Raw genomic sequence first — 14931 nt, 5'->3', positions numbered from 1 at the left:
TGGCAATGCCGTACTAAATAGAATTCAAAATTCAAACTGTATCAATCAATGGGAATAGCTAAAATTGGAATATCAAATTTAGTGGCTATTTTTTTAGTTAAACTAGGGTTAAATATCCCTTCGAAAAAGCCTCTTTTATAGGTAAGCATTGTCAAAATATCAATCTCTTTGTACATAATAAAATCAATAATTGTTTCTTTCACCTCATTACTATTGATAACAAAGAACTCGATAGGTTCCAAGGAATACTCTTCTTCCCAATTCGTAATAGTTTCTTTGGTTACATCTGATTCATTTGTTTTTACATAAAGGCACTTTACTTTTGCATTTGTTTTTTTTGCAATTTTTAAAACCATTTTCAGCGCTATTTTATCTTTTTCGCGGAAGCGGGTTGTAAAGCCTATGACTTCAATTTTTTTAAATTTAGCCTCCACTGGGACACACAACATAGGAACTTGAATTCCTGAAATAACAGATCCTGTATTAGTACCTATAAAAAACGCTTCCCAACCACTGGCTCCCGATGTACCCATTATCACAAAATCTATTGCGTCTTCTTTTATAGATTTCTTAATATTATAAAGTAAATCACCATCCATAAGCCTATGAGAAATCTTAATTTTATCCAGATTATGTGATTGAGCTATAGCGCGAAGTTTTGGAATTTCATCCTTAAACATATTAAGGTTAGCCAACTGCAAAGAATCATAAATGACGGCATAATTTTCTGGAAAAAACTGATTGTCATATATTGGCAATTCAAAGGTGTGTAATAAAATGAGTTCACCATGAACTATTTTTGCAAATTCTAAAGCATGGACAAAAGCATTTGTCGCCACTTCGGAAAAATCTGTAGGAAATAGAATTTTTTTCATTTTATTAGGTGTTAAAATCGTTTGGTAAACAACATCACATCCGATTTTTTTTATCCGTGGATAGCAAGAATGGGGACATTAATATGGAAAGTCAATTTTTTTGAAAGACTTATTTCGAATAGTTTTTCAAAAAAATTTCGATGATACACATGCATCGCAATCAAATTAATTTCATATAGATCTATAAATTTTAAAATAGTTCCTTCCACATCTTCTTCTATAATCGAGTGAAATAATACTTCTTGATTATCAATCAATCCATTCCATTCTTCCATACAGTCATTTTTTACTTCATGATGCGGCGACTCTATACGCAAACAATCTATGTGAGCTTGAAAGATTCTGGCTAAAGACATAACCCGTAAAAAGGATTCAGTATCTTCTGGTCTATACTGCGTAATAAAAAGTATTTTTTTGATTGTATGGTATTGACAGTGTTCCGGTATTGCTAAAACTAATGCTTTGATATCATTCATCACTTTTGTAGCTGTTGTGCCAAAAAAAGTTTCTTTAACACTAGTCGCTCCTTTTGTGCCCATAACCACAAAATCATAATTTTCATTCTCAGTGATTTTTTTTATTTCAGCAACGAGATTCCCTGAGATTAAAACATGACTAATCTTGATATGATTCAAATTATTCTCATCAGCAATATTTCTTAAAATAGGAACCTCATCTTTATAATTTTCAAAATTACTAAGTTCCGTGACATCATATATTTCATGTAAATATTCTGAAACATTAATATAATTGGTTTGAGGAAATTGGTAAACATGCATTGTAACTATTTCAGCATTGATGGATTCTGCCAATTTCAATGCATATATAAAAGCATTTTTGGACACCATAGAAAAGTCGGTAGGAAATAGAATTTTTTTCATAGCATAGTTCATTAGTTGCAAATCAATTCATACTATAAATTTACAAAACAAAAAACAAAGTAGTATGATATTTATCAGTTTTACTGATTTTTAACAAAACTAAAGGCAATGCTTTATTATCCAAGTCTTGTCCCATTGTCAATTTTACTTACTTTTGCATAAAATTGACTACATATATATGATACCTCACGATTCCATTGTGGCTCTTGCAACTCCTTCCGGAGCTGGAGCAATAGCAGTAATTCGAATTTCCGGCGAAGATGCCATTACTATTGGAAATACTGTTTTTAAATCTATCAAAAACAAAGACTTAAGAACACAAAGAACGCATACTTTGCATTTAGGGCACATTAAGGATGACTTGAAAACTTTGGATGAAGTCCTAGTATCGATCTTCAAAGGTCCAAACTCGTACACCGGAGAAAATACGATTGAAATTTCCTGTCACGGTTCAACTTACATACAACAGCAGATTATTCAGTTATTGCTAAGAAAAGGCTGTCGAATGGCTAATCCTGGTGAATTTACATTACGAGCTTTCTTAAACGGAAAACTAGACTTATCCCAAGCAGAAGCTGTTGCCGATCTAATTTCATCAGATAATGAAGCATCACATCAAATTGCCATGCAGCAAATGCGTGGAGGTTTCTCTAATGAAATTGCCAAACTTAGAGAAGAATTGTTAAATTTTGCTTCATTGATCGAACTTGAACTCGACTTTGCTGAGGAAGATGTAGCATTTGCAGATAGAACGCAGTTTTATGAATTATTAAATAGAATTGAATTTGTACTTAAACGTTTAATCGATTCCTTTTCAGTAGGAAATGTAATTAAAAACGGAATTCCTGTAGCCATTGTGGGAGAACCAAATGTGGGGAAATCAACGCTATTGAATGCATTATTAAATGAAGAGCGTGCCATTGTTTCGGAAATTGCGGGAACAACAAGAGATACAATTGAAGATGAATTGGTCATTGGTGGCATCGGATTTCGATTTATAGACACTGCTGGGATTCGCGAAACTGAAGATGTGGTGGAAAGCATTGGAATCCGAAAAACATTCGAAAAAATTGAACAGGCACAAGTAGTTGTTTTTCTTTTTGATAGTTCTGAGTTTAAAGTTTCCGGTTTAAAGTTGAAAGTGGAATTAGAAAAAATTAAGAATCAGTTTCCATTGAAGCCGTTAGTAATTATTGGTAACAAAGCCGATAAATTAGAAGAAAATGAAATCCTAAATTTAAAATCTGAAATACCCGAAATTTTACTTGTTTCTGCTAAAGAAAAATTAGGCGTTGAAGATTTAAAAGATCAGTTACTTTCATTTGTTAATACTGGCGCATTACGAAATAATGAAACAATCGTCACTAATACAAGACATTACGATTCTTTACTAAAAGCACTAGACGAAATAAAAAAAGTAAAATACGGACTGGAAACCAACCTATCAAGCGACTTGATGGCTTTGGATATCAAGGAAGCGCTGTACCAATTTGGGATGATCACCGGTCAGGTTACGAATGATGAATTGTTAGGAAATATATTTGCTAATTTCTGTATCGGAAAGTAGCAGGTATACCAAATAAACTATCTTAAATATAAAATAATTTGATTTTAAAAATAGAAAATTAGTAATATCAAATTATCGGCTATATTAAATATTTACTGATTGATATTAAAAAAACTATCCCAGTAGCACTAAAATTGACTACTGATATTAGCCCCTTGAATGCAATAATCTGAACTAGTACCATTTAATCAGGGGATCAAACCTCTTTTAACTTAGAACCCTAAATGCTTAACCAATAAAAAATAGTATCTTTAAGATATGAAAAAGCATCACACTATAATTATTGCAGGAGCAGGAGGAATTGCAGAAGCTGTTGGTTTGTTATTGATGGAATGGAGCGAAGTAACACCTACTCTTTTTATTGGTGACAGAACCCATTCAAAAGCAAAAAAAGTAGCACAGTGGATTCAAGAAGGAACAACAAAATCCGAATTTGTTCAGGACTTTTATCTTGCTGAAAAGGGCTTAACAGATGATATGAAAAGAATCTTGCTTCAAGGAGATATTATTCTAGACTGCCTACCGGGTAGTCAAGCAACGAGAATCGCCCAGTTTGCAAAGGATTATAAGTTGCATTACGCTAATCTCACAGAATATGTTGCAGAAACCGAAGAAATAATAGCTTTAGCAAAAGATGCTCAAACTGGTTTTCTACTTCAAACTGGTTTAGCACCTGGTTATATTGATTTACTTGCCAATGGGCTTTTTCAACAGTTTTGTAAGGATTATGAAGTAGATAAAGCCGACAAATTAGAGTTTAAAGTTGGAGCTCTAACCAATCATGCAGTTGCCCCTCATTATTATGGTTTTACATGGAGTCCGGTGGGTGTTGCTACTGAGTACATAAAAGATACTGTTGTACTTCGGGATTTTAAAAAAACTAACCTACCAGCATTATCCGAAAGAGCAACTATTATTATTGATGGAATCACTTATGAGGAAGACCTTACTTCTGGAGGTGCTGCTGATTTACCAGATGCATTATCAGAAAAAGTACGCTCGCTCGATTATAAGACCTTACGTCATCCAGGACATTATGGTTGGATACAGGAACAACTTATTGATTTAGAAAATGCTCCAGACGCAATTAAAGGATTGCAAGAAAAAATGGAAGCATTAGTGCCTCATGTTGAAGATGACCAAATCGTTTTGTATGCAGCAGTAGAAGGTATGGACGCATCTGGAATTTTGCGCAGACGAGAAATTGCTAAACTCATAGATCCTCAAAAAGTAGGGAAACATCAATTGAGAGCCATTCAAACAACCACGGCAGCGCCCTTGGCTCAAGCAGCCCAACTATTACTAGAAAACCCTCATCACGGAGTTGTCCTGCAAAGCCAAATAGATCCAATACAATTTTTGAATGGAAATTATATAATACGTGTTTACGGACAATTATAAAACAAACCACAATTACGTATAATATGACGGCAAATTTTCTACAAAGTTTAGTAATTAATTGACTTCTTTAATGAGGTTGTAACATTTTAGTTTATTAAATGATCTGTGAGATCACGATTAAAATAATTGCTATCAGAGCCAAAAAAAGACCTGTAAAATTCATTTTGGTTAGTTTTTCTTTAAAAACAAAGATGCCAACAAGGCTACCTATTACAATGACTCCCATATTCATCCCAGCAAAAACTGTTGAAGGATTTTCTGCGAAGACTTTATGTGCTTTTAAATAGAAAAGAATATTTCCAAAATTAAAAATACCCACTAAACCTCCAAAAATAATATTCTTTAAATTAAACGGTATTTTAATCACAATCACCTCATAAACGACAGCACCAATCATAATAAGCAGAGCTATTGCAAAAACTATAACTAATGATGTTGTATGGGGCAGAGTTGTATACAATGCAATTTGTTTAAAAAGAATGTCTATAATTCCAAATCCTAGCAAAACTACTGCTGGATAAATCCAATTATTATTCGTGTTTTGGGAAGGCTTAGCCAGAATAAGCAACAATGCAGGAAATCCTACCAAAAGTGCAGTGATTTTTAACATATTGAAATCTTCCTTGAAGAGCAGCCAAGCAGCCATAATGGGAATAAACAAAGAAAGTCTTTGGGCTGCATCTGTTTTAACGATACCTACTTGTTTTATCGAAGCTGCCAAAAAAAGAAAAACAGTCGGTAACAAGATCCCGATCGATACATAAATGCTCCATGGTGCCGAATATCCTATATTATTAAAAGCTGGACTAAAGGACAAATAACAAAGAATTAAAGCAAATACATAATTCCAAGCAACGATTTGAATAGCGCTGATTGCGTACCCGCGAGCCACTTTAAATAACGCTCCTACGGTAACACTGCAAATAACACTTAAAATCAGAAATAACATAATGAATTTTAGCGTTCAAAATTACCATTTATTTTCTTTTATATTACTCTTTTATAAAGTTAAAGAAAGCAACAATTCAAAAAAAGTATTAATAGGGTTTCAGTGGTTAAAATAAAAACAGTAAAAATTATAAAATCTTAAATTCTTCCTTGTTCTTTTAGTTTCCAATAGCGCAATAAACCATTTACGGACATCCAGCTTGGATTAGCAAACTCATAAGTTTGGATCTCTTCCGCCTTTAATCCTTTATTCACAAACTGTTTTCTAGTGTATTCTATAAATTGTGGTACTATTATTTCAGGTGGAGTTTGATTATCATAAAATGGTTTTATGAAATTTGCCCATTCATCGAGAACTAATTCTAGTTCTGACAATAATTCATCGGGATTTGTTTGTAAATCAAAATGAGTTAAATACAAGGCTTTTGGCTTTAAATCTTTAAGTTTTTTTAGGGATTCTTTCCATAATTCAATATTAATATCAGGTGGCGGACAAGGTGGTACTACTGGACCCTCTCCTATTTTTACACCAGCCACATCACCTGTAAATATCGCGTCACCAATTTGGTAGGCATTATGATGTACGGCATGTCCCGGAGTATACCATACTCTTATTCGTACATCTCCAAAGTCTACACTATCTCCATCAGTTACCCCGATTAATTGTTGTTCAGGTATGGATTCCATCTTTCCCCAAAGAAGCTCCATCGCATCTGTGTATATCATCTTGGCTGAATTCCATAATTTCTCGGGATTGGCTAGATGCGGAATTCCAATTGGATGTACGTATATTTTAGCTCCATTTCGTGCAAACTTCCATGCAGCTCCCGCATGATCAAAATGGATGTGGGTCAGAAATACATGTTGAATATCTATAATCTGGTATCCTATTTTCTGAATCCCTTTTTCAAGATATTCCCAAGTAGATTCTGGTCCGGTTTCGATAAGTATCGGACCTTTTTCGGTTTCAATTAAAAAAGCGCCTATGGAGTGTTTTTCAGATTGAAAGTGTAAATCAATAGTATGAATTTTATACATAACTAGTTTTATTTATGATCTTACAAGATAGTTTATATTTAATTTAAATTCGTCTTCACTCCGTATAGAATTTTCAGAAGTCAGACGAATTTTATAAACTGTATAAATCTTCCGTTGACTTTTAATAATTATAAGTTAGAAAATGTACGTGTGGTAAAAAATACTACCATCTAATAAATTATTTAAAACTGAGTTCTGAGTGTTTGAAATATACCTCCGATAAACAAGTACTTAAAAATATACTTACTTTATTTCGTTTTTAAATAGAATTTTAATCACTCTTAAGCCATCCAGTAATGCTCATTCTAGTATTTTGAGTCACTAAAACTTCATGAACCAATTCATCACTTTTAAAAAAAACTGTTTTACCCTGAGTAGGAGCAATTTTTTGATTGTTGTCAGCTTGATGTATCAGCAATTCACCACCGTCACTTTCTTGCCAATTACTATTTAAGTAACTAATCATCGAATATTTTCGACTGGGATTATTCTTAAATTGATCCAAATGCTTCAGATAAAAATCCCCTGCTTCATACAACGAATAATGAAACTCATAGCCCGTTATTCCTGCATAACAGCTTTGATTTAAATAAACAATAAAGGCTTCTATTTGAGTAAAGAATTCATTTTCGAATGCGTTATTGTGTTTTTTGTCAAGCCAATAAATGGAATCGCTTCGTATCGCACCATCATAAGAAACCTTCTCTGAATTCCCAATTCCAGCTTCCATCAATAGGCTTTTCTGATTCAAAACAAGTAAGTTTTGCTTTAGATTATTGGCTAAATGGGTACTCAAAAAATCTTCGGATATCCCTACTTTATTCTTAATATAAGTAGCAATCAAGGCCTCGAAACTATTTTCCATATTTGTTTTAATTGACTGTATTTACTACCAACGGGACAAGGTAGACTAATAAAACCCGCTAGGGACTCATTATGTAATAAATAAAATTATTTATTACTAATTTGTTTTTATATTGCAATAAGAGATAATAAAAAAGGGTTTAGAAATGAATCCAAACCCTTTTTTATTAGTTATAATTTACTGATAAAACTTCCATAAATATCCTTGAACTGATAGCCTTCTGAAAAGCGATCTTTACTCAGTTTTTTGTATTCTACTAATCCCCAAAGAATAAATTCTTTCATAAAAAACTTATCTTCATTTTCCAATTGGGGTTGGTATTTTTTGATCAAAATTTCAAGCGGTACAATACTTCCCAAGATTCTTTCGTAGTCTTCATCAGAACAATCATCTAATAATTCAAAACCGCTTTCGGCAAAAAACCATTCAATAATATCCGTATAGGCGTTTTTGACGCCTTCTTTCTCTAGTTTTTCAATTTTTGGAAAATAAGCTGGGAAAAAAGTATGAATCGCATCGCCCAATAAATGCTGCGCTACTGCTGCAGCTCCCTCCTGCTCTCCTTCGTAAACCAACTCTACTTTTCCGGTAATAGCAGGAATAATTCCCATAAAATCAGACAGACGTAACGTAGTTTTTTCACTTCCAGATTTCAATGCTCTTCTTTCGGCAGTACTTAATAGATTTTCTAAAGCCGTAATACTTAATCGAGCACTTACGCCACTTTTATTATCAATGTATTCACTTTCCCTTGCTTCAAAACTAATTTGTTCTAACAAATCCCTGGCTAATGAAGGCACATAAACCATCTCATTTTGCGTTGCATCCAGTTTTGCTTCTTGTTCAGTAATGGTTCTTGCAATTTTAATACTTTCAGGATAATGCGTCAAGATTTGAGAACCAATTCTATCTTTTAAGGGTGTTACAATACTTCCACGATTCGTATAATCCTCCGGGTTTGCCGTAAAAACAAACTGCATATCGAGTGGCATACGCAACTTAAAACCCCGAATTTGAATATCACCTTCTTGTAGAATATTAAACAATGCTACTTGGATTCTTGCCTGTAAATCGGGCAATTCATTAATGACAAAAATACAGCGGTTTGCTCGCGGAATCATACCAAAATGGATCACACGGTCATCTGCATAGGACAATTTTAAATTAGCGGCTTTTATCGGATCCACATCCCCGATTAAATCTGCAACAGTTACATCTGGAGTAGCTAATTTCTCAAAAAAACGATCGCTTCGGTGCAACCATGAGATAGGAGTTTCATCTCCTTTGGCTTCTATTATGTCTTTAGCAAAACGCGAAATAGGCTGCAAAGGATCATCATTAATTTCTGACCCTGTCACAAACGGAATGTATTCGTCTAGTAATTCAATCATTTTACGAGCCAATCGTGTTTTCGCTTGACCTCGAAGCCCTAATAAATTAATATTATGTCGCGATAAAATGGCTCTTTCCAATTCTGGAATTACAGTATTTTCAAAACCATGAACGCCTTCAAAAGTCGGTTTTCCAGATTTTATTTTTTCTCTTAAGTTGGAACGCAACTCTTCTTTGATGCTTTTGCTTTCGTAACCTGATTTTTTTAATTCTCCGAGTGTATTTATATTTTCTATTTTCATATTATTTTTGAAAGTGTTCATGTTATTACTTTTACATTTGTTCTTGACTGCGCTCTAACTGACAATTGACGACTACTTTATTCTCTTTTTGCGATTGGTTTCATAATCTTCAAAAATCATTTCACCAAGTCCTTTTAAACCAGTGTAAAAAGCTTTCCCTTGATTGGCTTCAGTGAAACGATTGACAAATTGCTGTAAATAAGGATCATTCGCAATCATAAAAGTAGTTATCGGAATATGTAATTTTCGAGCTTGTTGTGCCTGATTGTAACATTTGTCAACAATATATTCATCGAGTCCATTGCTGTTCATATAATAAGAACCGTCTTTTTCGCGAACACAACTAGGTTTTCCATCGGTAATCATGAAAATTTGCTTATTGGTATTTCGTTTTCTACGGAGTAAATCCATAGCAAGTTGTAAACCCGCCACCGTATTGGTGTGAAACGGCCCGACTTTTAAATAAGGTAGATCACGGATTGCAATCGTCCAGGCATCATTCCCAAAAACAAGAATGTCTAAGGTGTCTTTTGGATAACGAGTCGTAATTAACTCAGCAAGAGCCATCGCAACTTTTTTGGCGGGCGTAATTCTATCTTCACCATACAAAATCATGCTGTGACTGATATCAATCATCAGAACCGTACTCATCTGTGATTTGTACTGTGTTTCTTCAACAACCAGATCATTTTCGGTCAACATAAAATCTGCTACACCATTATTTATTTGGGCATTGCGCAAACTCTCGGTCAAAGAAATGCGCTCCAATCCATCACCAAAATGAAATTCTCGAAATTCACCTGTGTGTTCGTCTCCGTTTCCGGAATGTTTCGTTTTATGATTTCCGCTTCCTGAACGCTTTAAGTTACCAAAAATATTGTCTAAAGCCTGTTGTCGGATGGCACGTTCTGTTTTGGCAGTAATCCCAATTCCTGAAGTCCCATCTTCTTTGAGTTCATCTCTAATGTATCCTTTTTTCTTTAAATCTTCAATAAAATCATCGATGCTGTAGTGTTCATCGGTGAGTTTATATTCTTTGTCCAATTCCCGTAACCAATCGATAGCCTCATCAAAATCTCCAGAAGTGTGTGTAATTAATTCTTTGAAAATACCAAAGAGCTTATCAAACGGAGACTGAAATGGCGTTTCATATTGCTTGAAATAAAAACCTTTTTTAATGTTATTTTTCATAGACTTTAAAATTACATCAATTTAAAATGTACTCTGGACAAACGTTTATTAATTTTTAGTTAAAAACACTCCTCAATAAATCAAGTCCTATTATTAACCCTAAAAACTAATTAAAGAATTTTCCATTAACATAAAACCAACTACCATTTTCAAATTTAAAAGTAGAAAGTTCATGATGAATATGTTTTTGAAGATTAGTGTCTAAAAAATAAGCTTTAAACTCTACTGTATTTTCTGTAGTATTTATAATTTCTAATTGCAACCAATGGTTATTTATTGCCCAATTTAAAATTTCTTCTTGAGTATATTTTTCCCTTTCTGAAATATGAGTTGTAGCCCATAAATAAACTGCTTTATGACTTACATAAGCTGAATATCTGGAACGCATTAAAGTTTCAGCAGTTGATGCATTTGCATCGCCTTTAATAAAAGGTTCACAACAATTGGGGAAAGTTATATCAGAACCACAATAACATTTATTTTCAGTCATTTGAATATTGAAGAAACTTTTAAACTGAACTTGATGCCTGACCGTTGAGCCCAACTATTTTTTGCTGTAATTGATTCAGCAATACTTGATAACGACTTATTTCCATGAGGTCTTCATCTTCCTCAGCAAAATCTAATAATTCATCTAGATCAGCACTGACCGCTACTAGTTTATTATTAGCTGCATTAGCATTTTTAATCGCTATAAAGTCTATTATTTCCTGAACTCCATTTTTTAATTCAATAAATTTATCGTTTTCCATTTGTCAATATTGTAAACTATTTTTGTGAAGCCTGATCTTCGTTAAATTTTTTAGCTATTTGCTTAAGTTTTTCTTTACGAAGAATTTCAGCCTGTTTCACTTTGTCCTGAGCTTTGTGTAATTTATCGTTATGTTTCTTAATATTCCTTTCGTTATTTCTACTCATCTGTTTTCTTTAAATACCAATTAGTTAATTGATTGAAAATATACTGCAAAGTTCGGCTTAATTATTGAAATTAAAATTGTTTTTAGTTTCAAATAATTTATTTCATAGGATAAAATCACGTACACAATTGCATAACAACATTCCATAATTAGATTAAAATTTCAGAATTATAATTTTCCCATTTGATAATTGCTTTTTTTTAGTAGGTACAAAACGCTAATAAGTCTAATCTCTTCTAGCCATATATTTATAAAAAAAATAGAGAGAACTATAATCCAAAAAATTAGTGTGCACATCTATTATTTTTTTATATATTTATTTTTTTGAACTATATTGCCCAAAAACCTACTTATTACAATACATGAAGCCTCAAAAAAAGAATACTAAATTCATTAAATGGTTCTTGGACAGACCGAAAACAACTGGTTTATTAACATTTCTCTTTTTAAGTTACATTGCTGGTTTTATTGTTTCTCAACAATACAAACTAATAAAAGAAGATGAACAACGGGAAATGAATAGTATCCTTAATGTTGTCAATCAAAACATTGAACAATCACTAAAAAATTGTTATACCACCACATTAACCCTAGCCCTAACTATTAATGATAAAGGTATTCCTGAAAATTTTGATTACGTTAGTCAAAAACTAATAGAATCAAATACCAATATTAGCGCTGTGCAATTGGTTCCTCAAGGGATAATTAAGTATATATATCCATTGGCGGGCAATGAAGCAGCTTTAAATTTAAATATTCTAACAACGCCTAGTCTTAAAAAAGAAGCCTTAAAATCAATTACTAACCAGAAAATGTATTTCGCAGGACCCTTGAAGTTAAAACAAGGCGGGGTAGGAATTGTAGGTAGGTTTCCTATTTTTAGAAATAATCGTTTTTGGGGATTTTCTGCTGTAATTATTAAATTAGATGCTTTTTTAAAAGCTTCGGGAATAGAAAACGTAGATGATTCAAAATATTATTTTCAGTTTTCAAAATACAATATTGAGGACCAAAAAGAAATTTTTTATTTACCAAATAAAAGAGATTTTTCAAAAAACTACAATATCTCTACCACTATTCCAGATGGAGACTGGAAACTATACCTGATATCAAAACATCAAAATTATCTTTATTTACAAATTTTAATTCCTGGAATTATTGGAATTATTCTAGCGGCACTTTTTGGCGTTTTAATATTTACACTACTAAAAATACCCAAGGAATTACAATCATTGGTTAATATCCAAGCCACTAAACTATTAAATTCAGAAATAAAATTTGAAGCTATTTTTGATCAGGCAGCAGTAGGAATTGCTCATATCGATTCATTTACTGGTAATTTTATTGAAATTAACAACCAATATTGCCAGTTACTAGGGTACACACAACAAGAAATGAAAGAGAGAAATTTTCAGTCCATAACACACCCGGAAGATTTAGAAGAAGATTTATTGAATCTTGAAAAACTCAGAGATGGAAAAATCAGAGAGTATTCTATGGAAAAACGGTACTTTACTAAATCCGGAGATATTGTTTGGGTAAATCTAACGGTCTCGCCCTTATTAAAAAAGGACAAAAAAGTCACTACACACATCTCAATTGTTGAAGATATATCTGCTAAAAAAGCAGCAGAGAAATTAATTAAAAAAAGTGAAATTCGATTTAAAAGTTTATTTGAAGATTCTCCGATACCTTTGTGGGAAGAAGATTTCTCTAAAGTAAAAAGTTATCTTCACAAATTAAATCTTCTTAATGAAAGTCCCGAAACAGTTTCGCTTTATTTAAAAATGCATCCTGACGTCATTCATAAATGTGTTTCTTTAGTAAAAATTATTAATGTAAATAAGATGTGTTTAAACCTACATAAGGTTAAAACAAAAAAAGAATTAATTCTAGGGCTTTCACAAATCATCGATAATGATTCAATTTCTGATTTTACCAAACAATTGATTGCTATAACACAAGGAGAAAAACAATTAATTATTGACACTAAAATAAAAAATACTGCAGGTGAATATCGCAATGTAAACTTAAGATGGAATGTAATTCGTGGTTATGAGAAAACATTAGAACGAATCATAGTTTCTACCGAAGATATTACAGATAGAAAATCATCAGAAAAAACAATTCTTAATTCGCAAAGAAGAATTGAATCATTAATAAATACAATTGATGGAATTGTTTGGGAATGTGATGCATCCAGTTTTTCTTTTAATTTTATTAGCCAAAAAGTAGAGAACATATTAGGGTACACTCAAGAGGAATGGTTAGGAAACTCTTCTTTCTGGCGTGACCACATTTACTCCGAAGACAAAGAATGGGTTCAGAATTATTGTAAAGTAAAAACAAATGAAAGTTTAGACCATGATTTTGAATATAGAATGGTGGCTAAAAATGGGTCCATTGTTTGGTTAAGAGATATTGTAAATGTAGTTTTGGAAAATGGTAAAGTCACGAGTTTACGTGGTATTATGATTGATATTACTAAAGCAAAAGAAGCCGAAAAAGATTTAAATACATCCTTTAATCTCGTTACTGAACAAAATAAAAGACTGCTGAATTTTTCCTATATCGTTTCACATAATTTAAGATCACATACGAGCAATATTGCTTCTATTGTTGCTTTGATTGAATCCTCTGAATCTGAAGAAGAAAGAGAACAAATGATGGAACTTTTAAAAACTGTTTCTAGTTCCCTAAACGAAACGATGCTTCATTTGAACGAAGTCATTAACATACGAACAAACATCGGCTTGGTATCAGAGCCGTTAAACTTAGAACGATATATTACAACCGTTAAAAATGTCCTTACGGAACAAATTGTATCCCATGAAGTTACAATTTTTACAGAAATACCTGATGAAACAATGATTAATTATAATCCTGCTTACCTCGAAAGTATCCTTTATAATATTATTTCAAATTCTATACGCTACAGGCATCCTGCTCGAAAACCTATTATAAAAATTAATTTGGCTATAGAAAACGAGATGAAAGTCCTTCAAATTTCTGATAATGGTATAGGAATTGATCTGGTTAGAAATGCTGACAAAATTTTCGGAATGTACAAGACATTTACAAATAATTCTGACTCAAAAGGAATAGGATTATTTATTACAAAAAATCAAATTGATGCAATGGGAGGTACTATTACCGTGGAAAGCGAACCCAATATAGGAACTACTTTTAAAATCTATATTCAATGATAAAAAAAGCAATCTGGATAGTAGACGATGATGCTATTTACCAAATAATCGTAAATAAAATAATTCATAAATCCGAAATGTTCTCTGCTATTTCCTCTTTCAAGAATGGAAAAGAGGCACTTGATGCCTTAGAAAACAACACAACCCTTCCCGATATAATATTATTAGATATTAACATGCCCGTTATGGACGGTTGGGAATTTATGGAAGCAATGGGATTGTTAAAACCTCAATTTGATAAAGAAATTATTGTGTATATTGTTAGTTCATCAATTGCCATTGAAGATAAAAACAGATCCAAATCTTATGAAAATATTTTAGGCTATTTATCAAAACCAGTTACAGTAAACGATTTATTATTAATTGCTTCAAATGATTAAAAGAGTTTAAAAATTATTGCTTGAGTAA

14 protein-coding genes are annotated in these 14931 nt (G+C 32.4%); 4 read left to right on the top strand and 10 right to left on the bottom strand.

Annotated elements, in window-relative coordinates; translation table 11 throughout:
• Nucleotides 1-41: 41 nt before the first annotated feature.
• Both AC0608_RS07710 and AC0608_RS07705 read right to left on the bottom strand, forming a co-directional pair.
• The gene (locus AC0608_RS07710) at nucleotides 42-875 is read right to left on the bottom strand and encodes a universal stress protein (protein ID WP_478288667.1); all 834 of its coding nucleotides are present in this window, start codon (nucleotides 873-875) and stop codon (nucleotides 42-44) included.
• 50 nt (nucleotides 876-925) lie between these two features.
• Nucleotides 926-1756, bottom strand: a complete 831-nt coding sequence (locus AC0608_RS07705) for a universal stress protein (RefSeq protein WP_478288666.1) — start codon at nucleotides 1754-1756, stop codon at nucleotides 926-928.
• Between the two features lie 178 nt (nucleotides 1757-1934).
• Between AC0608_RS07705 and mnmE the strand changes: the two genes are divergently transcribed.
• Both mnmE and AC0608_RS07695 read left to right on the top strand, forming a co-directional pair.
• A complete protein-coding gene (mnmE, locus tag AC0608_RS07700) occupies nucleotides 1935-3323 on the top strand; it encodes a tRNA uridine-5-carboxymethylaminomethyl(34) synthesis GTPase MnmE (protein WP_478288665.1) in 1389 nt (462 codons plus the stop codon).
• A gap of 258 nt (nucleotides 3324-3581) precedes the next feature.
• Nucleotides 3582-4724, top strand: coding sequence for a saccharopine dehydrogenase family protein (locus AC0608_RS07695; protein ID WP_478288664.1), 1143 nt, complete (start codon nucleotides 3582-3584; stop codon nucleotides 4722-4724).
• A 94-nt stretch (nucleotides 4725-4818) separates the two neighbouring features.
• Here the strand turns inward: AC0608_RS07695 and AC0608_RS07690 are convergent, their stop codons facing one another.
• From AC0608_RS07690 to AC0608_RS07655, 8 genes are all read right to left on the bottom strand, one after another.
• Nucleotides 4819-5673, bottom strand: a complete 855-nt coding sequence (locus tag AC0608_RS07690; RefSeq protein WP_478288663.1) for a DMT family transporter — start codon at nucleotides 5671-5673, stop codon at nucleotides 4819-4821.
• Between the two features lie 137 nt (nucleotides 5674-5810).
• Entirely contained in the window at nucleotides 5811-6710 is a 900-nt protein-coding gene (locus tag AC0608_RS07685) for an MBL fold metallo-hydrolase (protein ID WP_478288662.1), read from the bottom strand.
• 271 nt (nucleotides 6711-6981) lie between these two features.
• Nucleotides 6982-7575, bottom strand: a complete 594-nt coding sequence (locus AC0608_RS07680; protein ID WP_478288661.1) for a 2OG-Fe(II) oxygenase — start codon at nucleotides 7573-7575, stop codon at nucleotides 6982-6984.
• A 170-nt stretch (nucleotides 7576-7745) separates the two neighbouring features.
• Nucleotides 7746-9209: an AAA family ATPase gene (locus tag AC0608_RS07675; RefSeq protein ID WP_478288885.1), complete on the bottom strand. Its 1464-nt coding sequence runs from the start codon at nucleotides 9207-9209 to the stop codon at nucleotides 7746-7748.
• A gap of 72 nt (nucleotides 9210-9281) precedes the next feature.
• Nucleotides 9282-10400: a vWA domain-containing protein gene (locus AC0608_RS07670; protein WP_478288660.1), complete on the bottom strand. Its 1119-nt coding sequence runs from the start codon at nucleotides 10398-10400 to the stop codon at nucleotides 9282-9284.
• A 106-nt stretch (nucleotides 10401-10506) separates the two neighbouring features.
• Nucleotides 10507-10890, bottom strand: coding sequence for a YchJ family protein (locus AC0608_RS07665; RefSeq protein ID WP_478288659.1), 384 nt, complete (start codon nucleotides 10888-10890; stop codon nucleotides 10507-10509).
• Between the two features lie 19 nt (nucleotides 10891-10909).
• Complete coding sequence (locus AC0608_RS07660) at nucleotides 10910-11152, bottom strand: hypothetical protein (RefSeq protein ID WP_478288658.1); 243 nt, start codon at nucleotides 11150-11152, stop codon at nucleotides 10910-10912.
• A 16-nt stretch (nucleotides 11153-11168) separates the two neighbouring features.
• Nucleotides 11169-11318 carry a hypothetical protein gene (locus AC0608_RS07655; protein WP_478288657.1) on the bottom strand — a complete coding sequence of 50 codons (150 nt, stop codon included), beginning with the start codon at nucleotides 11316-11318 and terminating at the stop codon, nucleotides 11169-11171.
• A gap of 361 nt (nucleotides 11319-11679) precedes the next feature.
• On the opposite strand from AC0608_RS07655, the gene AC0608_RS07650 reads away from it, so the two are divergent.
• Nucleotides 11680-14523: a PAS domain S-box protein gene (locus AC0608_RS07650; protein ID WP_478288656.1), complete on the top strand. Its 2844-nt coding sequence runs from the start codon at nucleotides 11680-11682 to the stop codon at nucleotides 14521-14523.
• Entirely contained in the window at nucleotides 14520-14903 is a 384-nt protein-coding gene (locus AC0608_RS07645; RefSeq protein WP_417989953.1) for a response regulator, read from the top strand. The genes AC0608_RS07650 and AC0608_RS07645 overlap by 4 nt, the downstream gene beginning before the upstream one ends.
• Nucleotides 14904-14931 lie beyond the last annotated feature (28 nt).

The sequence above is a fragment of the Flavobacterium sp. GNP008 genome, assembly GCF_056428965.1.
Note: the sequence above shows the minus strand (reverse complement) of the source record. Positions and strands in the feature narration are given on the sequence as shown.